This is a genomic window from Martinezella lusitana, assembly GCF_014207095.1.
Taxonomy (GTDB): domain Bacteria; phylum Pseudomonadota; class Alphaproteobacteria; order Rhizobiales; family Rhizobiaceae; genus Rhizobium; species Rhizobium lusitanum_B.
The window spans coordinates 91,793-110,684 of record NZ_JACHBG010000009.1 but is presented as its reverse complement, the minus strand read 5'-3'; the positions used below and the strand labels follow the sequence as shown (position 1 = coordinate 110,684).

General features: G+C 58.2%; 18 protein-coding genes. 8 read left to right on the top strand and 10 right to left on the bottom strand.

Annotated features, from left to right (window positions below):
• Positions 1-57: 57 nt before the first annotated feature.
• Positions 58-345: a hypothetical protein gene (locus GGD46_RS19490; RefSeq protein WP_184706908.1), complete on the top strand. Its 288-nt coding sequence runs from the start codon at positions 58-60 to the stop codon at positions 343-345.
• A gap of 53 nt (positions 346-398) precedes the next feature.
• On the opposite strand, the gene GGD46_RS19485 is transcribed toward GGD46_RS19490, so the two are convergent.
• Positions 399-1,394 (bottom strand): GntR family transcriptional regulator, encoded by a 996-nt coding sequence (locus GGD46_RS19485; RefSeq protein WP_184706906.1) that lies wholly within the window; start codon positions 1,392-1,394, stop codon positions 399-401.
• A gap of 269 nt (positions 1,395-1,663) precedes the next feature.
• Between GGD46_RS19485 and GGD46_RS19480 the strand changes: the two genes are divergently transcribed.
• Complete coding sequence (locus tag GGD46_RS19480) at positions 1,664-1,825, top strand: hypothetical protein (RefSeq protein WP_184706904.1); 162 nt, start codon at positions 1,664-1,666, stop codon at positions 1,823-1,825.
• Between the two features lie 274 nt (positions 1,826-2,099).
• Here the strand turns inward: GGD46_RS19480 and GGD46_RS19475 are convergent, their stop codons facing one another.
• The 9 genes from GGD46_RS19475 to GGD46_RS19435 form a co-directional block, all read right to left on the bottom strand.
• A complete protein-coding gene (locus GGD46_RS19475) occupies positions 2,100-2,825 on the bottom strand; it encodes an SDR family oxidoreductase (RefSeq protein ID WP_184706903.1) in 726 nt (241 codons plus the stop codon).
• Positions 2,826-2,966: 141 nt separating this feature from the next.
• Positions 2,967-3,698 carry an SDR family oxidoreductase gene (locus GGD46_RS19470; RefSeq protein WP_184706901.1) on the bottom strand — a complete coding sequence of 244 codons (732 nt, stop codon included), beginning with the start codon at positions 3,696-3,698 and terminating at the stop codon, positions 2,967-2,969.
• A 551-nt stretch (positions 3,699-4,249) separates the two neighbouring features.
• On the bottom strand, positions 4,250-5,575 hold the full coding sequence (locus GGD46_RS19465) for an extracellular solute-binding protein (protein ID WP_184706899.1): 1,326 nt from the start codon (positions 5,573-5,575) through the stop codon (positions 4,250-4,252).
• Between the two features lie 84 nt (positions 5,576-5,659).
• Entirely contained in the window at positions 5,660-6,511 is an 852-nt protein-coding gene (locus GGD46_RS19460; protein ID WP_184706897.1) for a carbohydrate ABC transporter permease, read from the bottom strand.
• Positions 6,508-7,443 (bottom strand): carbohydrate ABC transporter permease, encoded by a 936-nt coding sequence (locus tag GGD46_RS19455; protein ID WP_184706895.1) that lies wholly within the window; start codon positions 7,441-7,443, stop codon positions 6,508-6,510. Before GGD46_RS19455 ends, GGD46_RS19460 begins: the two co-directional genes overlap by 4 nt.
• Complete coding sequence (locus tag GGD46_RS19450) at positions 7,436-8,536, bottom strand: ABC transporter ATP-binding protein (protein WP_184706893.1); 1,101 nt, start codon at positions 8,534-8,536, stop codon at positions 7,436-7,438. The genes GGD46_RS19455 and GGD46_RS19450 overlap by 8 nt, the downstream gene beginning before the upstream one ends.
• Positions 8,533-8,679, bottom strand: coding sequence for a hypothetical protein (locus tag GGD46_RS19445; RefSeq protein WP_184706891.1), 147 nt, complete (start codon positions 8,677-8,679; stop codon positions 8,533-8,535). The genes GGD46_RS19450 and GGD46_RS19445 overlap by 4 nt, the downstream gene beginning before the upstream one ends.
• Positions 8,680-8,782: 103 nt before the next feature.
• The gene (locus tag GGD46_RS19440; protein WP_184706889.1) at positions 8,783-10,294 is read right to left on the bottom strand and encodes an alpha-N-arabinofuranosidase; all 1,512 of its coding nucleotides are present in this window, start codon (positions 10,292-10,294) and stop codon (positions 8,783-8,785) included.
• 106 nt (positions 10,295-10,400) lie between these two features.
• On the bottom strand, positions 10,401-11,327 hold the full coding sequence (locus GGD46_RS19435; RefSeq protein WP_184706887.1) for a transcriptional regulator: 927 nt from the start codon (positions 11,325-11,327) through the stop codon (positions 10,401-10,403).
• A gap of 247 nt (positions 11,328-11,574) precedes the next feature.
• Here GGD46_RS19435 and GGD46_RS19430 point away from each other — a divergent pair, with 247 nt between their 5' ends.
• From GGD46_RS19430 to GGD46_RS19405, 6 genes are all read left to right on the top strand, one after another.
• Entirely contained in the window at positions 11,575-12,693 is a 1,119-nt protein-coding gene (locus GGD46_RS19430) for a LacI family DNA-binding transcriptional regulator (RefSeq protein WP_409527694.1), read from the top strand.
• 44 nt (positions 12,694-12,737) lie between these two features.
• Positions 12,738-13,976: an ABC transporter substrate-binding protein gene (locus GGD46_RS19425; protein WP_184706885.1), complete on the top strand. Its 1,239-nt coding sequence runs from the start codon at positions 12,738-12,740 to the stop codon at positions 13,974-13,976.
• 68 nt (positions 13,977-14,044) lie between these two features.
• Positions 14,045-14,962 carry a carbohydrate ABC transporter permease gene (locus tag GGD46_RS19420; RefSeq protein ID WP_184706883.1) on the top strand — a complete coding sequence of 306 codons (918 nt, stop codon included), beginning with the start codon at positions 14,045-14,047 and terminating at the stop codon, positions 14,960-14,962.
• A complete protein-coding gene (locus GGD46_RS19415) occupies positions 14,959-15,822 on the top strand; it encodes a carbohydrate ABC transporter permease (protein WP_184706881.1) in 864 nt (287 codons plus the stop codon). The genes GGD46_RS19420 and GGD46_RS19415 overlap by 4 nt, the downstream gene beginning before the upstream one ends.
• A gap of 22 nt (positions 15,823-15,844) precedes the next feature.
• Positions 15,845-17,776 carry a glycoside hydrolase family 127 protein gene (locus GGD46_RS19410; protein ID WP_184706879.1) on the top strand — a complete coding sequence of 644 codons (1,932 nt, stop codon included), beginning with the start codon at positions 15,845-15,847 and terminating at the stop codon, positions 17,774-17,776.
• Between the two features lies 1 nt (position 17,777).
• Positions 17,778-18,851 carry an ABC transporter ATP-binding protein gene (locus GGD46_RS19405; protein WP_184706877.1) on the top strand — a complete coding sequence of 358 codons (1,074 nt, stop codon included), beginning with the start codon at positions 17,778-17,780 and terminating at the stop codon, positions 18,849-18,851.
• Positions 18,852-18,892: the final 41 nt, after the last annotated feature.

The window sequence follows — 18,892 nt, the reverse complement described above, 5'->3', positions numbered from 1 at the left end:
CCTCAACCGGACCGAAAGCGCGGTTTGCTACGCCTCCCGCAACCGGGAGATCCGAGAATGTTTAAGTTCGTTGCGCTGGCCGCGCTCTGTCTGGCCGCATCCTTCACGATGGCAGGAAGCTATACATTGCCTCCGAAGCCTCTGAGCCTGTCGGTGCGGCCGGACACGGATCCGGCTTGCAACATCAAGGGCAATATCAGCTCCTCTACGGGCAAACGGATCTATTATGTTCCGGGCCAGAAACATTACGACGCGACGCGCGTGACTTATTCCCGTGGCGAACGCTGGTTCTGCAGCGAGACGGATGCTCAGGCGGCCGGCTGGCGAAAGTCCCAAGTGCAGTAGCGACGAAGATCTCGATCATCCGCGGACCGTGGTGCCACAGCTTCTCTATGCAGCTATGAAATGAAACTGTACTCGTCGGGCCGGTAGTGTTCACGGATATAGGCGGCGCGGGTCAGCACATTGGGCTGCGAATTGGTGATGTGATCGCGCATGGCTTTGCGCAACCCCTCCTCATCGCGTTTTTGCACCATCTGGAAAACACCGATGTGCTCGGCAAGGAATGGCTCATATTCGGGCTTTTTAATGCGACTGCCGACGACATGCTTGCTGAGCGTGAGGATGCAGTGCGTTCGCTTCAGGATGTTCAGGAACTCCTTGTTGGGGCAGGCCTGGAGACTGCGTTGATGAAGATCAAGCTCCAGCTCGTACATGGTGGAGGCCGAAACATCGGGATAGTCCGCAAGCGCCTGAGACAGGCGTGACAGCATCGCATCGACATGCCCCTTCGAAAGCCCATCCAACGCGCTTGCCAGAGCCACCGGTTCGATCTGCGCACGTACCTCATAAAGGTCGCGGATACGCTGACTGTCGAGCGGCACGATCGACCAGCGAAAATTGTCGTCCTTTTCGGTAATGCCGAGCGTCTCCAGCTTCAGCAGAACATCGCGCGCCACGCCACGCCCAACGCCGAAATGGCGCGCAAGCTCGTTTTCATTGATGCGATACCGGCCAAAGAAGGAGCGATGGACGACGATACGCTCGACGTCTTCATAAAGCGCCTGCCAGGCAAACATCGGTCTGTCGTCATCGCCGGCAAGTAACTTGCCGAGAAAGTCACCAAGTTTCAGCCGCGTCGGCGGCGTTCCGGCCGCACCAACGATAAAGCCGCGCCCGTCGAACCGGGCAATCAATCCATCATCCAACAGCAATTGCAGCGCCTGGCGTACCGGCGCCCTGCTGCTGCCCACCAGATCGGCAAGAGCAGCCTCGCTCAACACAAGTCCCTTGGGGAGTGCTCCCCCGAGGATCTCTGTCTTCAATCGCCCATGAAGCTCTTCATAAAGGCTGGTCTTGCGCGAACCGCCGCTCTCTGACTGTGATACGCTCATCTCATCCAATGTCTCGCTTCTTAGGCCACAGCCCGGGAAGAGCATCGCACGAATAGTCGTTGCACAACAATATGGATGAGGTGCTTGCAGCTCGGCAGCCAGCAGCCCAGGCGGAGTATTCCAAGAGCAAGCTCATGCCGCGCCGCACAGACATCCGGTGTCGCAACGAGATGGCGTAGGTAGGTCTGGCCGATCAGAAACCAAGCTCTATATGTCTAAGATAGACAGGCGGCTAACAAGTTTATTCGCCCCGATATGGAGGTTTGTGTATGACTAAATCTTCGCGAAAGGCGATCGAAGACCTAAGCCTGCACGAGATATGTTCACGTCTTGAGAAGCTTGCCCAAAGGGCCAAGCGTCTTTCCGAGAAATATGCCGGAAGCGAAATCGCGGCCGAAACGCCGGCCGATGAGATGACACCGCATTCATAGCGGAGGTATTGCTCTCGCGATCAAAGATCGAACCAAGCGTCTGTTCGACGAAATCATTCATCCTGCTTGGGCGACGAAGATTGCACGCAGCTCCGTTTCCATTCTTCGACCGTGAGAAAATTTCAACGGCATCGCGTACGCCTCATGAGACGCCCCAAAAGGTTGCGTCTTGTCGACGAAATCGAACCAGGCGCTGTCAACTAGGCCGCTTTCTCTATCCGCTCCCCTGATCGCGGTGGGAGATGACGTCAAACCGTTCACTTAAACGGCGAGCTTACGTGGCAAGGAAGCCGCCGTCGACAGTCAGAACCGTTCCCGTCACCATTTCGGTATCCGACGAAAGCAGCATCGCAATCGTGCGCGCGACATCGTCAACTTCAGCAAAGCGACCAATTGGGTGGCGTGCCATCATTGGTTCGGATTTGGCTGGATCCCTCCATGCTTTGAGTGCAAGCTCCGTGAGCGTGATCGTCGGGGCTACAGCATTGACCCGGATGCCATGCGGCCCGAACTCCTTTGCCAGCACACGCGTCGCCCCTTCGAGACCGGCTTTCGATGCCGCATAGCAAAGATGCTCCGGAAAGCCGCGGTGTCCGGCAATCGACGTGATATTGACAATCGCGCCACTGCCTCCGGCGGCCACACGCGCACGGCCAAACTCCTGACATGTGATCAGGGCGGCGCGCAAGTTGATACCCATCACGGCCTCATATCCCGCCTCGGTCATATCAAAGCTGGTTTCGAGAACGTTGGTTCCAGCGCTATTAATGAGAAAGTCGGCAGTTCCGGCTTCCTTCATCGCCGCCCGGGTAGCTGCGGGTTCGGCAAGATCGACTACGATAGACCGACCACCGATTTCAGCCTGCAGGCTTTCGAGATCCGAGGCAGTGCGACTAAGCGCAATCACCTGCGCACCACGCTCTGCCATGATCCTGGCGCAGGCACGGCCAATTCCCTTTCCAGCACCGGTAATGATGACGGTCTTTCCCGCGAACTGCATAGCGTTCTCCAATGGAGCTGTTTGATTTCTCGGTCTACCGGGACGCTCCATGCGAGCCCAGTAAGGGTTGAGGCGAATGCCATGGGCGGCATTTCCCGGCGTCAGGAATGTCGCCCTGCTTCGTGAAGGCGTTTCCGCTCCTCAGACACGATCAAAATTGGTGGGAAGGACCAGCATATCGCGAATGGTGACAGTGCGTTTGCGCGTTAGGATATATTCGACAGCATCGGCAACCTCACTCGGGTCGATAAGACTGCCGGACTCCTTTGCCTTGCGCAGGTTTTCCTCTGGCCAATCGGCAAGAAGCGCGGAAATGACCGGACCGGGTGAAACCTGAGCGACGCGGATCCCATGGGGGATCATCTGACGTCGCATCGTCTGCACGAAGCAGGTGATCGCCCATTTCGAAGAGGCATAGACAGGTTCCCAATGTACCGGGTAGTGGCCCGCGATCGAGCAGGTGACAACAATATCACCGGTCTTGCGTTCGATCATATGTGGGACGACGGCGTGAACATTTTTCATGACGGCATTGACGTTGAGAGTGAGCATCCTGTCGATCGCTTCGCTGGTCGTCTCGGTCAGATCGCCACCGATGTAAGTGCCGGCATTGCAATAGAGAATGTCGATGTGATCGACCTTCTTGAGGATTTCCGGGATCATCGCAGCGCAGCTTTCAGCATCGATCAGGTTTGTCACCTGCGGCACTGCCTTGCTTCCGATTTTCTCGGCAAGCTCCGCGAGCCTTGCTTTGTCCCAGTCGACCATAACGACCGTCGCGCCAAGCGAAAGGAGCTTTTCGGTGGTGGCGAGCCCGATACCGGAAGCCGCGCCGGTAATGACGGCAATCTTGCCTGCCAATGATTGAGACATGCGCATTCTCCTGTGGTTTGGGAACGACGTGAGGCAGTCACCGCCATTCAGGGGCGATGTAGATGGCAAGTAGGATGACAATGCCTCGAATAATGTCCTGGAGGTAGGGATCGATCCCCATCAGGTTCAGCCTGTTGCCGAAAATACAAAGCAGAACCGCACCGGTCAGCATACCAAAGATGAGGCCACGACCACCTGATGTTACCGAAGAAGCTGGCCAACATGGATTCTCACCACCACAGAACACCTGTCGATAAAACGGAAAGCGTCGGTAAGCCCCGACCTCCTCTTCCGTCCGCCCAATCACAACCGCGTGTCAACCCGCTTCGATTGGGTAGTGACGTCGGCTGCAACGCTCGGGCATCTTCCCGAATATCGCAAGATTCGAGACTTTTACTACTCTGCGGTTTCGTCATCGACCGGGTCAACCCTTCGAAAACAAGACCCGCAGAATTTGATCCAAGCACGCCAGATTCCATGCTGACTGTGCTGATGCCCGCCGCGAGACCGGCGGCAGGCATCTGCTCTTCGGCTCGGAGAGAGTGTGAGCCTTAGATGTTGGCGAGCAGGTCGTTGATGCGCGATTCCATATCGGAAAGTGCGGCATCCACGCCCTTTTGACCGGTGATCGCCGCGCTCATCTCCTGCCCGATAATATCCTGGATCGCAAACTGACGCTGAACGGCCGATGGCAGCGGCGTGCCGAGCTGAGCGATTGACGAGATCGTGTCACGATGCGGCAGGGCCTTGAACTGGGCCGAGTCTAGAACCGCCTTGACAGCCGGCAGATGGCCGGTCCGCGACCAATCGAAATCACTGTCGTGGAAGAACTTCAGGAATTTGCCGATGGCGGCGGTTGCCTCCGGCGAACGATCCTTCTGCGAAACGGCCCAACTGTGGCCGTCGGCATATTGCGCCTTCTTGCCGGCAAAAAGCTGAGGATAAGGATATACGGCGTAACCGCCCTTGTTGAGGGCGGTGCCTGCCTTTTGCGACGACGCCGTATAGTCGCCGATCACCCAGGTTCCATTCAGATGCACGCCGCCATCGCCATTCAGGAAGGCATTGATGCTGGCAGCATAATCGAGATCCTTGGTCGTATCCCCGTTGTCATAGATCGCCTTGTACATCTCGAGAACCTTCTTGGCTTCGGGCGTATTCAGCTTGACCTTCTTCGGATCGGCGAAGAAGCCGGCATCCTGCTGGAAAAGGTAGGTGTAGAGATTGCGGGTGTAGAGTGCGACCTCGTTGGCGAGGTTCTGCACGAAATAGGGCTTGCCCGTCTTTTCCTTGAACTGCTTTGCCTGCGCCAGGAGCTCCTCGGCGCTGGTTGGAAGCTTCGGCGTACCGTCGGCATTGACGAGACCGGCCTGTTTGAAGAGGTCCATGTTGATGTGGAAGAGCATGGTCCAGTTGTCGATCGGCAGACCGTAGATCTTGCCATCCTTGGTCACGCCGCCAAGGCTGGCATCGGTGAAATCGGACGGCGCAACACCAACCGATTTCAGCAGATCGTCGAGCGGCACGATCAGGCCCTTGGACTGATAGTCTGCGAGCACGGACTGGTGGATGGTCACGATATCGGGCGGATCTCCGGCCGCAAACTGCGCCGTCAACTGGTCGTAGCCCGGCCACTCGACCGTAGTGACTGCGACGTGAATATCGGGATTGTCGGCATTGAACTTGTTGATGAGCGAGGTGATGATCCCGCACTCGCCGACGGCCTTGCTGACGTCGGTGTTGGTACCGAAATCGGCATCACAGGCGCCGAAGAAGCGCTGGACGGTGAGATCGGTTGCGGCAAAGGCCGGCGTAGCGCCGACGAAGGCGATGACCGATGCCGCGGCCAGCATGTATTTCCTCAAAGCATGCGTCATTCCAACTCCTCCTCTTGAGTTCTTTGATCACTGGCTGCAAGCCGCCCCAAGAGGCGGATTGACCATCGTCGCGTTGCCACCTCGTCAGCGCACGGCGGCACCGGAGACGGCGGTCACGATGTATTTCTGGAAAAACAGGTAGAGAACGAGGATCGGTGCCCCGGCGAAGACCGCTTGCGACATCAGAAAGCCGAGGCCCTCGGATTGTGCGAAGTTGGTCTGGGTCGAGGCAATGCCGATCGTCAGCGTGTACATTTCCTTCTTCGTTCCCGAAATCAGCGGCCAGAAGTAGTCATTCCAGGCGCCGAGGAAAGTGAAGATGCCAAGCGTCGCCTGGGCTGGGATCGTCAGCGGCAGGAGAACCGCCCAGAAGATCTTGAAGCGGCTGGCATTGTCGAGAAGTGCCGCTTCGTCGAGCTCTTTCGGGATGGCCCGAAAATACTGCGTCATCAGAAACACACCGAAAGGTGCCGACAGACCCGGCAGGACCAGGCCATGATAGGTATTGTGGAACTTCAGCCAACTGAATAACTGGTGCCGGGCGATCAGGACGGCCTGTTCCGGCACCGCAAGGCCGAGCAGCACGATGATGAACAGCACATCGCGGAAGGGAAAATTCAGCCTGGCAAAGCCGTAGCCGGCAAGCGAAGACAAGATCAATGTCATGATCGTCAAACCGCCGGCAACAATGACACTGTTTAAAATCCAGCGGAAGACCGACGAGGTCGCAAGGATATTGATGTAGTTGTTGATCGTGTAGGGGGCATGGAAGACGGCGTTCATATCCGCCATCAATTCCTTGTTGTCCTTAAGCGAGAGCCCGATCACCCACAGCACCGGCGCCATCATGATCAGAGCGCAGAGGATGGCAAGGAACAGGATCACCCGATCGCCAGTCGAGCGACCCACCATATTGCCAGCGGAACCCATACTCATCCTTCCTCTCCTTTGCGGCGCGAGATGAAGTACTGCGCCATGGCAGCAATCAGGATCAGGACGAACAGAACCTCGGAGGCCGCAGCGCCCAGTCCAAGGTCCCATTTGGTGAAGGCCGCCTCGTAAATGTAAAACACGATCGGTTTGGACACATTGTTCGGGCCGCCGAGCGTCATCAGTTTCGACTGGCCGAACAGCTGGAACTGAAGCACGACCTGAATGATGAGAACGAGGACGAAAGTACGTCGGATCGACGGCAGGGTGATATATCGCAGCGTGCGCCAGCGGCTGGCATTGTCGAGTGCGGCAGCCTCGTAAATCTCTGCCGGCACCTGCTGTAGTGCGGAGAGAAAGAGCATCATCGGCAAACCGATGCACCACCAGATCGTCGCAATCGCAATGCCAATCATCGCAAGGTTCGGATCGGACAGGAATGCTGGTGAAGTCGCGCCGAACCAGCCATAGATCGTGGCAAGCAGGCCAAAGTTGCCGATGAAGACGATGCGCCAGATCAGCGTCACGATCGTTACCGACAGCACGGACGATGAGAAATAGATCGTGCGCAGGACGGCCGCCGTCTTCGTCTTCCGGTTTAGCGCCAGAGCCAGCATGAGCCCGAGAATGGCCAGAGCCGGCACGGTCAGGAAGACGAAGTAGAATGTATTGCCAACCACCTGCAGGAAGATCTTGTCACGGAACAGGCGCACGTAGTTGTCGATTCCGACAAAGCGTCCGGTGCCGAAGGCATCTGCCTTGTGCAGGCTTAGCCACATGCCCCAGAACAAGGGTATGACGAGCAACGTGACAAAGAAGACGAGATAGGGAGCAACGAAAAGCGCGTTGCGCCACAGCGGAGCGTTGATGTTCTGCACCTTGTTCCGGGTGCCGGCCCTAGTGGCCGATCGAGCTTGCGACAACGTCACGTCAGCCATGGCCTGGTTCCTCATTATGCCAGGCGCGCCCCTCTGCATCGAAAATATGGCTGCGGGTGCCGTCAAGCATCAGCGCGATTTCCTCGCCGATGGCCACACGACTATTGCCGATGTCTTCGGCCACCAAAGTGCTGCCGTCCTTAAGGCGCGTATAGAGAAGCGTGCGGTCGCCCAGGCGTTCGAGCACTTCGACCTTGCCTGTTGTCGCCGCATCGGCACCTCCTGCGGGCTTTACCGCCTCGGCCCGAATGCCCAATGAATGCGGAGCGGCATTGGGGCCTGAGGCACGGATTGCCGTCTGCAACATCGTGCCGTCGGGCAGCCTGGCGCACAGGAAGCCGTTGCGCTCGGAAAGGCCGACGTCGAGGAAATTCATCGTTGGCGATCCGACGAAAGTGGCGACGAAACGACTGGCCGGACGTGAGTAGATCTCCATCGGAGAGCCGATCTGCTCGATCTTGCGGTTGTTCATGACGACGATACGATCGGCAAGCGTCATCGCTTCGATCTGATCGTGCGTCACGAAGATCATCGTCGATTGGACACGATTGCGCAGTTGCGCCAGTTCGACACGGGTGCGCACCCGCAACGCCGCGTCGAGGTTCGACAAGGGCTCATCGAAAAGGAAGGCCTTCGGTTCCTTGACAATGGCGCGGCCGATCGCGACGCGCTGCCGCTGGCCGCCTGAAAGCTGGCCGGGCTTGCGTTCCAACAGATGGCTGATCTCCAGCATGCGGGCAGCTTCGGCAACGCGAGCAGCAATCACGTCCCGCGCAACATTGATATTTCGCAGGCCGAACGCCATGTTGTCGGCGATCGTCATATGCGGGTAGAGCGCATAGCTCTGGAAGACCATGGCAACATCGCGTTGGCCGGGCGGCAATGTGTCGATGCGCTGCCCATTGATCGAAATGGCACCCTCGTCGACGCTCTCTAGGCCCGCAATCATCCGCAAAAGCGTCGACTTTCCGCAGCCGGAAGGACCAAGGAACACCATGAATTCGTTGGCTTTGATAGATAGAGACAGACCGTCAAGGACGGTCACGGCGCCATAGCGCTTACTGACATTCTGGATTTCGATATTCGCCGTCATCCGACCACCTCGATGAGGCAGTCAGAATCCGAAAAGCCGATACGACTATGTGTCTGACATGTGCGAACCGTGCGAATATCCATCATGAAGAACGGACACGCGTCAGTCGGCAACAGCGCCAAAACAGAAGCTTCTGCTTCCATCTCTTCCTCCCAGTGGCACGCCAAGACCGATGTATTGACATTAAATCATACTAATTCGATGTCGATGCATCTTCGATATAGATCGGAAATCCTGATTTACAATTCAAGCCTGTAAACGGATCACTCGATACGACAAAGGGGCGATCTTTGCGCTGAGTCTGCCATCCGCAACCACGGCGTCCGTCGCCCTGACCGGCGCGACATTGAAGGGCGCCTCGGCGGTATTGGTGATGGTGAGGTCGGGATGGGCAATGACCTGATCGTCGATGACCTTCAACGTCCCGAACTCAAGTAGGCTGACATCAAGGTCAAGTGCTTCGGTCCCGTGACGATTGACGATGAAGAATGTCAGCGCACCGGCATCCGCATCGTGAACTGCGGAAACGTCGAGGTATGGCACCTCGCCGAGCTCATCCACCTTATAGGTGGGGCTGTCGACCATCAGCCTCAGCGCCGTACCGCGACCATAGACCGAGGCGAAGTAGTAGGGATAGAAGATCGTCTGACGCCAGGCCGCCCCACCCGGCGTCGTCATGATCGGCGCGATGACGTTCACCAACTGCGCGAGGCAGGCGATTTTCACCACATCGGCGCGGTTGATGAAGGTGTTGAGAATACAGCCGACCTGCAGCACGTCCTCGAAATTATAATCATCTTCGAGGAGTGCTGGGGCATGCGGCCAGCCATTGGCGCCGGCAAGCGTTGCCTTGTCGCGCTCCTTTGAATGGTACCAGACATTCCACTCGTCAAACGAGATATAGACATCCTTGGCCGAACGCTTCTTGGCCTTGACGTAGTCTATGACCCCGGCAACGGTACCGATATAGCGGTCGAGTTCGAGGCTGCGAGCGAGGTAGTTTGCGGTGTTCTTGGCGCGGTTCTCGAAATACATGTGCAGCGAAATGTAATCGACCTCGTTGTAGGTATGGTCGAGAACAGTCGCTTCCCACTCCGGATAGGTCGGCATGTGGGCATTGGACGATCCGCAGACGACAAGTTCCAGGCCATTGTCGAAGGCCCGCATGGCCTTGGCGGTTTCATGCGCCAGGCGACCGTATTCGTCCGCCGTCTTGTGACCGATCTGCCAGGGACCGTCCATCTCGTTGCCGAGGCACCATAGCTTGACGTTCCAAGGCTTAGCCCGGCCGTTTGCGATGCGTTTGTCGCTCCATTCGCTGCCGCCGGGATGATTGACATATTCGAGGAAATTGCGCGCCTCGTCCAAGCCCCGGGAGCCGAGATTGACCGCGAGCATCATTTCGGTGTTGGCGCTGACGCACCAATCGGCAAATTCGTGGATGCCGACCTGGTTGCTTTCCGAGGTATGCCAGGCAAGATCGAGCCTCGTCGGCCGGCTTTCCTTGGGGCCAATCCCATCCTCCCAGTTATAGGCCGAGACGAAGTTGCCGCCGGGATAACGCACGATCGGGACGTTGAGCTCCCTGACGAGATCGATCACGTCCTTGCGCATGCCGTTCTCATCGGCGGTCGCGTGCTCCGGCTCGTAGATGCCGGTATAGACGGCGCGGCCAAGATGCTCGATGAACGAACCGTAGAGACGCGGATCGATGTCCGAGATCGTATACTTGCCGTGCGCGGTCACCGCAGCCTTCATGATATCCTCCACTTTATCATATTTTATGATATATATCATAATTTGAGATGAATAAAGCGGAAGCCGCGGCTGCGGTCAAGGGTAAATATCAGAAAAGCCGATTGGCTTAGCGAGTCCTGATGCGCAGCAGGATATCCTGATCGTAGTTGCCGAAGCCGCGGCCGAATATATTGATGCCGCCGGGATGCTTGGCATCGTCGCGCACGCCGATCCGCAAGCGAATCGAATGGTGCTCGTTGAGCTTGAGATCGGCCAGCGTCACGTTCGAAATGCGTAGGCCGTCGACAAAGGCACCGTCATCATTGATGCGGAAGCTTTTCAGCTTTCCGTATTGCGATCCCTTCAGCTTCCACCAATCGGGCGTAAAAACCCCGCGTTTGTCGCCGAAATCGCCGGGTGACGTCCAGGTTCCAATATCGACACCATTGACGGTGAGGGTAATGTCGGAGGGCCAGTCCGCACTTGTGCCGGGCACTTCAGAGCTCAACTCCATAACGAATTCGATCTCACGAACATGGGCATTGGTCAGTCGCGCGTTGTTGGGAAACTGGTACTCGACATGCCCACGCGTGAACCAGATAAGCGCCGTTTTCATCCTGTCGGGATCAAGGAATGTTGCCGGGACGTCGAGCAGCCCGATAATGCCGTCCACCGAGCAAAGACCACACGGCGCCGTCACATCGAAGCTTGTATAGAGACCAAGTGGCATCGCCACCTCAATGGCATCCGGTTCAGCTTCCTTGATTTCATTCTTGAAGACGACGAGGATCTCGTCATAGACGCTGTGGCAGACCTTCTGATTGCCCTTGCGCGCCTTCTGCGTCTCGGTGCGGATCAACCCTGCCTCCTCGAGCATCTGCACATTGGTCGAGACGCTGGATTGCGGCAAATCAAGGATTTCAGCGATTTCGTTGACGTTCAGCGCGCCTCTCTCGTGCAACAATTTCAGCACCGAGATCCTTGCCGGCGATGCAAGTCCCTTCAGGACGGACATACCCTCCTCAGGGTGGACGACGAGAAAATTGCGGCTCATGGGGGTCCGATCAGCAAGATATGAATGCGTATCCTCGTTCTATATCAATTTAGCTGATTTAATCAATCGGATGCGCAGCGGTCGCCCGCCCTTTGAGCTAGCAAGACCCAGCCATCGGTTGCCTTCGGCTGCCTCCGGCGCCTTCAACATTCACGGGTGTTGCATTGACCCGTTATCCCGATCAGGCCTGTCGGAAAACGGGTGCATGCTGCAGGCCTCAACGGGATCGGCAAGACCTCGGCGCCACATGGCCGCGCTACAACAAAATCTTGAGAAAAGCTTTTCCCATCTTGACTATCGCTATGAGAAAAGCTTTTCTCACATCAATTCATTTAGGAGAGGTCATCTGCAAAATCAGCGTACCAAAAGCGGTCGAACGACGATTCACGATGTTGCGGCGGCTGCCGGCGTCAGCATTTCAACGGCATCGAAGGCATTGAACAATACCGGGCGGATGGCAGAGGAGACGCGCGACCGCGTCAAGCGGATGGCAGCGGAAATCGGCTTTCGTCCCAATGCCCTTGCCAAGAGCCTGCTCAGCAATCGCAGTTTCACCATCGGCCTTTTGACCAATGATACATACGGCCGCTTCACGCTTCCGGTGATGGCCGGGATTACAGAGGCGCTCGCCGATCACGGCGTCTCGGTATTTCTCTGTACCATCGAAGACGATCCGGCGCTCGGAAAGGTTCATGTGGACGCCATGCTCGACAAGCACGTCGACGGCATTATCGCTTCAGGAAAAAGGATCGATCGCCGGCTGCCGGTGGATCTCTCCAATCTACCCGTGCCGGTCGTCTATGCTTTCACCGAGGGCGCGCCCGACAGCGTGACCTTCTGCGCCGACGATTTTCAGGGCGCGACCCTTGCCGTCAAGCGGCTGATCGAGCTCGGTCGCCGCCGGATCGCGCACGTTACCGGCCCGGAGAGTTTCGTATCCGTGCGCGAACGCAGCCGGGCCTATCGCGGCCTTGTCGGCGACGCCTTTCCGGTGCTTTACGGGGAATGGTCGGAGGCCTGGGGGCATGAGGCGATCGCGAAGCTATGGATGGCGCCTGGTCCGAAACCCGACGGCATTTTTTGCGGCAACGACCAGATCGCGCGTGCGGTCGTGGACGGGCTGCGTGAGCGTGGCGTGCGTGTACCGGAAGATGTCTCGGTGATCGGCTTCGATAACTGGGAAATTGTCGCTGCCCAGACCCGCCCGCCGTTGACGACGATCGACATGAATCTGAAAGCGCTCGGGCGCGAGGCAGGATTGACGGTCCTGGCGCTTGCCGAAGGACATGCCGTCGAACCGGGCATCAGGACGTTGCCGTGCGAATTAATCGTTCGGCAATCTTGCGGAGGAGATTCCAAGCTTTAGTGCAAGAAACGAGGCAATGGGAGTTGCCTCAAGGGAGGAGAAACATGATGAAGCGATTTCTGGCCGCAACCGGCCTCATATCTCTATGCCTTACATCCTTAGCATCTGCCGAAAACATCTCCATGTGGGTTCGAAGCGGCATTGGCGATTCCTTCAAGAAAGTCGTTGAGGCCTATAACGCCGGTCACGATGACAAGGTCGCGCTGACCGAGGTACCCTTTGCCGAGCTCGTACAGAAATATGCGACGGCCATTGCCGGTGGTCAGGCGCCCGACGCGCTGTCGATGGATCTCATCTACACGCCTGCCTTTGCTGCGGCCGGCCAGCTTGAGGATCTGACCGACTGGGCCAAAAGCCTGCCCTACTTCAACTCGCTTTCGCCCTCGCATGTGAAGCTCGGCACCTATGACGGTCATGTTTACGGGCTACCGCTCTCCGTAGAAACCTCGGTTTTTGCCTGGAACAAGGATCTGTACAAGAAGGCCGGCCTCGATCCCGAAAAGGCGCCAGCGACCTGGGCGGAAATCGAACAGAATGCGGAAAAAATTCGCGCGCTCGGCGGCGACACCTATGGCTTCTATTTCTCCGGCGGCGGTTGTGGCGGCTGCATGATCTTCACCTTCACGCCGCTTGTTTGGGGTGCCGGTGCAGATATTCTCTCAGCCGACGGCAAGAAGGCGACGCTCGACACGCCACAAATGCGCAAGGCTGTCGAGATCTATCGCAGCATGGTGAAGAAGGATCTGGTGCCGGCGGGCGCGGCAAGCGACACCGGTGCCAATTTCCTCAGCATCAGCAACGGCAAGATCGGACAGCAGAGCATCGGCGCCTTTTCGATCGGTACGCTGATTACGCAATATCCCGATATCCATTTCGGCGTGACGCTGATCCCCGGCGTCGACGGCAAGCCCTCTTCCTTTGCAGGGGGCGACAATTTCGTCATCTCCAAGGGTACGAAGAAGCTCGATGCCGTGAAAAAATTCCTCGAATACACCTACTCGCTCGACGGGCAGAAGATCATGGCGAAATACGGCAGCCTGCCGACGCGCAGCGATATCGCCGAGCAGGTGCTTCAGGGTCTCGATCCGCGCATGCAAGTCGGACTGAAGGCGATCTCCATCGCCAAGACGCCCTACACGCTGCAGTTTAACGATCTGATCAACAGTGCCAACGGCCCATGGGCGGGCTTTACCAACGCCGCCATCTTCGGAAACGATGCCGACGGCGCCTTCTCCAATGCCCAGTCGGAAATGCAGTCGATCATCGACAACGCACAACAGTAACCGATCCATCAACGCCGGGGAGCGCCGAGAGCTTCCCGGTTCCTCCATCACAACATCGGGAGCATTCCATGGCCGGCCCTGGAGCTATCGCAGCCGCACGTCCGCGAAAAAGGCGAAGGCGTGCCGACTGGCACGGGTTTCTTTATATCGCGCCGGCCATGGCGCTCGTCTTGATTTTCTTCGTCCTACCGGTTGGCTTCACTGTCTGGATGAGCTTCCACAACTGGCCGCTGCTTGGCAATCCGCGCTGGATCGGCCTTGGCAACTACGCGCGTATGCTCTCGGACGTGCGTTTCATGTCGGCCTTGCGCTTTACCGCCTATTACACCGTCGTCGTGACAATCGCGATCTTTGCGGTTGCCTTTCCCCTCGCCTTCTTCGTCGAGAAGCACAGACCGTTCGTCGGCGTCTACCGCACGATCATCTTCCTTCCGGTCGTCGTCGGGCTTGCGACAGCGTCGTTGCTCTGGGTCTGGCTTGCCAATGTCGACAGCGGCTTTTTTGCGCCGGTCGCACTGGCGCTTGGTCTCGTCGACAAGAGACCGAACCTGCTTGCCGATTTCGACATGGCATTTGCAACCATCATCGTCATGGTCGTCTGGAAGATCGCTGGCTTCACCATGATCATTCTTTTGACCGGCCTGCAGGCAATACCGTCCGAACTGACCGAGGCTGCCCGGATCGATGGCGCGAAACGTTGGCAACGTTTCCGGCATCTGACGCTGCCGCTGATGCGCCGCACGATCGCGCTTGCGCTGATCATTTCCATCACCGGTTCGGTGCTTGCCTTCGATCAGTTCTACATCATGACATCAGGTGGCCCGCAGAACCGGATGATCTCGGTGGTCTATTACATCTTCAACCAGTCCTTCGTGTCCTTCAATCTCGGCTATGGCGCAGCGCTTTCCATCGCGCTCCTGGTCATCCTGGTGCTGATCAGCATCGTCCAGCTCTGGCTGCTGCGCGTCGGGGAGGATAAGCCATGACCACCGCAAAAGAGCGTCGTGCGAGGCGCAAGCTCTTCGGCAGCATCGGCTACCACGGCATCGGCGTGGTCATCGTCATTTTCTTCTTCGCGCCGTTCGCGATCGCGTTGCTGTCCTCATTTAGGCATGGATCGGAGGCAAGCCTCCCACCGCTCCCGCCATGGCCGACGACCGGCTTCAGCTTCGGCGCCTATCGCTCGCTCGATGGCTTCGGCGCCGGCGTCATCCAGCATACGCTGAACTCGCTCTTCGTCTCGGTCGTGACCGTGCTTTTGACCGTCATCGTCAGCCTGCTCGCCGGCTACGGTTTCTCGCGCTATCGCTTTCCCTTCAAGAGCGCGCTCTTCATCCTGATCATCGCGACGCTGATGATCCCCTTCCAGTCGATCCTGACGCCACTCTTCATCATCCTGGCAAGGCTCGGCCTCAACAATTCGCTGATCGGGCTGACGCTCGTCTATGTGACGCTGCAGCTTCCCTTTTCCGTCTTCATGATGCGCAACGCCTTTGACGCCGTGCCGAAGGAAATCGAAGAGGCGGCGCGCATCGACGGAGCACGCGATCTGAAACTTCTGTTCCGCGTCCTCTTCCCCTTGGTGCTGCCGGGCGTCGCAACCGTTGCGATCTTCGCCTTCCTCAACGCCTGGAACGAGTTCCTCGCAGCGTTAGTACTCCTGTCGAGCAACGAGAAATTCACCCTGCCGGTGCTGATGATCGCCGTCAGGACCGGCCGTCTCGGCGCCGTCAACTGGGGCGCGGTCCAGGCCGGCATCGCCGTCATGACCATCCCCTGCGTCATCGTCTTTCTGCTTCTGCAACGCTACTACATGCGCGGGCTGATGGCCGGCGCGGTGAAATAACCCTTTCAACAAGGATGAAACCATGTCTGACAGAGAAAACCGCCAGTTTCGCCCGCTTCCCGTCCCGAATGTCGAGCTTGCTGGCCTTTTCGGCGCCCGCCAGGATGCCATCTGCAACTCCACCGCTGCGACGCTGCTCGATCGCTGCGTCGAGGCCGGCATGATCAAGGCCATCGATGTCGGCCAGACAAGCCCCGGCATCGTCATTCCCTTACAGGCCTGGTCGGGCTCCACGCAGATGTTCTGGGACAGCGATCTCGGCAAGTCGGTCGAGACCATCGCTTACTCGCTCTACAGGCGCCCGAACCCCGAGCTTGAAGCGCGCGCTGACGCCATCATCGATATGTATGAAAAGCTGCAGCAGGAGGACGGCTATCTGAACGCCTGGTTCCAGCGCGTCCAACCCGGCCGCAGATGGACGAATCTCCGCGATCATCACGAGCTTTATTGCGCCGGCCATCTGATCGAGGCGGCGGTTGCCTATTATCAGGCCACAGGCAAGCGCAAGCTGCTCGACATCATGAGCCGCTTTGCCGATTACATGATCACCGTCTTCGGACATGGCGAAGGCCAGCTTCGCGGCTATTGCGGCCACGAGGAAGTGGAACTTGCCCTCGTCAAGCTCGCCCGCGTCACCGGCGAGAAGAAGTATCTTGATCTTGCGAAATACTTCATCGACGAGCGCGGCCAGGAGCCGCATTTCTTCACCGATGAGGCAATTCGCGACAGCCGCGATCCCAAGAATTTCGTGCAGAAGACCTATGAATACAGCCAGTCGCACCTACCGGTGCGCGACCAGACGAAGGTCGTGGGCCATGCCGTACGCGCCATGTACCTCTATTCCGGCATGGCCGACATCGCCACGGAATATAACGACGACACGCTGACCGCGGCCCTCGAGACGCTCTGGGACGATCTGACCACCAAGCAGATGTATGTGACCGGCGGCATCGGACCTGCAGCCTCCAATGAGGGCTTTACCGACTATTACGACCTGCCGAACGAAAGCGCCTATGCAGAGACCTGCGCCTCCGTCGGACTGGTCTTCTGGGCGAACCGTATGCTGGGTCGCGGGCCGAACCGGCGCTATGCCGATATCATGGAAGTAGCGCTCTATAACGGCGCAATGGCGGGGCTGTCACAGGACGGCAAGACCTTCTTCTATGAAAACCCGTTGGAAAGCGCCGGCAAGCATCACCGCTGGACCTGGCATCATTGCCCCTGCTGCCCACCCAACATCGCGCGCCTGCTCGCCTCCGTCGGCTCCTATATGTATGCGGCAGCCGACAACGAGATCGCCGTCCATCTCTACGGTGAGAGCAAGGCCCGTGTACCGCTCGCCGGCGGCACGACCGTGCAGCTTTCCCAGACAACGCACTACCCTTGGGATGGCGCAATCCGCTTCGACGTCAGCACCGATCGAGCGGCAAGATTTGTGCTGTCGCTGCGCATTCCCGAATGGGCCAAAGGCGCCACGCTCGCAGTCAACGGCGCTTCGATCGATCTGGCAACGGTGACGATCGATGGCTATGCGCGCATCGAGCGTGAATGGCAGGCGGGCGATGTTGTCGACCTTGCGCTTCCGCTTATCCCGCGCACGCTGTTTGCCAACCCGAAAGTCCGCCAGGATGCCGGTCGCGCTGCTCTGATGCGTGGGCCGCTCGTCTATTGCGTCGAGACCACGGACAATGGTCGCGATCTCAACGGCATTTCGCTTTCCAGCGATCCGGCCACTGCGAAAACCACGGAGATAGCCGCGCTGGAAGGAGCGGTCGCACTCGATGTTGCCGTGACGCGGGAGACGGCTGACTGGGGTGCGGATCTCTATCGGACCGCACCGCCAAAAAGCACTTCTTCGACCGCGCGTTTCGTTCCCTATCATCTTTGGGACAATCGTGAGCCCGGCGAAATGCTGGTCTGGGTCCGCGCCGACCAGATGCAGCGCGGAGCCTGAGATGACAAAGAACGGCATGCGCCTGACCGGCGTCCGCAAGAGCTTCGGCGGGCTGGAGGTCATTCACGGCATCGACCTCGACATACTGGAAGGCGCATTCGTCGTCTTCGTCGGCCCCTCCGGCTGTGGTAAATCCACCTTGCTGCGCATGATTGCCGGACTGGAGGAAGTCACTGACGGCGAGATTGCGATCAAGGGCCGAGATGTCACCGATCTCGATCCTTCCGAGCGTGGTATCGCCATGGTCTTCCAATCCTATGCGCTCTATCCGCATATGAGCGTACGCGACAATCTCGGTTTCGGGCTGAAGATGGCACGCGTTGGAGCTTCGGACATCGAAGCGCGAGTCAAGGCCGCCTCGGCGATCCTCAAGATCGACCATCTGCTGGATCGCCGGCCGGGCCAGCTTTCCGGCGGCCAGCGCCAGCGTGTCGCAATCGGCCGGGCAATCGTCCGCAAGCCGGACGTCTTCCTGTTCGACGAACCTCTTTCCAATCTCGATGCCGAGCTTCGTGTCTCCATGCGTATCGAGATCGCCCGACTGCATCGCGAGCTCGGCAACACGATGATCTACGTCACACACGACCAGACGGAGGCGATGACGCTTGCCGACAAGATCGTCGTGCTCAAGGACGGCAGGATAGAACAGGCAGGCAGTCCGCGCGAGGTCTATGAAGATCCCGCCAACAGTTTCGTGGCGGGTTTCATCGGTTCACCGCGGATGAACATGGTCCAAGCGGAATGGGTCGGTAGCGGTCTTGCAAACACGGCTGGCGGCTACATCAAGACTGACATACGGCAGGCAAGCTTGTCCCCCGGCGAACAGCTGATGCTCGGCATGCGCCCGGAGCATCTGACAGTCGTCTCGGATCGGGATGACGCCATTCGGGTCACAGTTGATTTCGACGAATATCTCGGCGGAACGCGCTACCTTTACTGCCAGAGCGAAGATGGCCAAAGCCTGGTTGCCGAGTACCGCGACGGACCGGAGATCCAGCGCGGCGACATCATCCATCTCTACTGCCATCCTTCGCGCCGCCGCTATTTCGACACCCAGGGAAACCGCCTGCGCTGATCGCTCAGTGGCCGGGTAACATCAGCCGGTCAGCGCCTGGC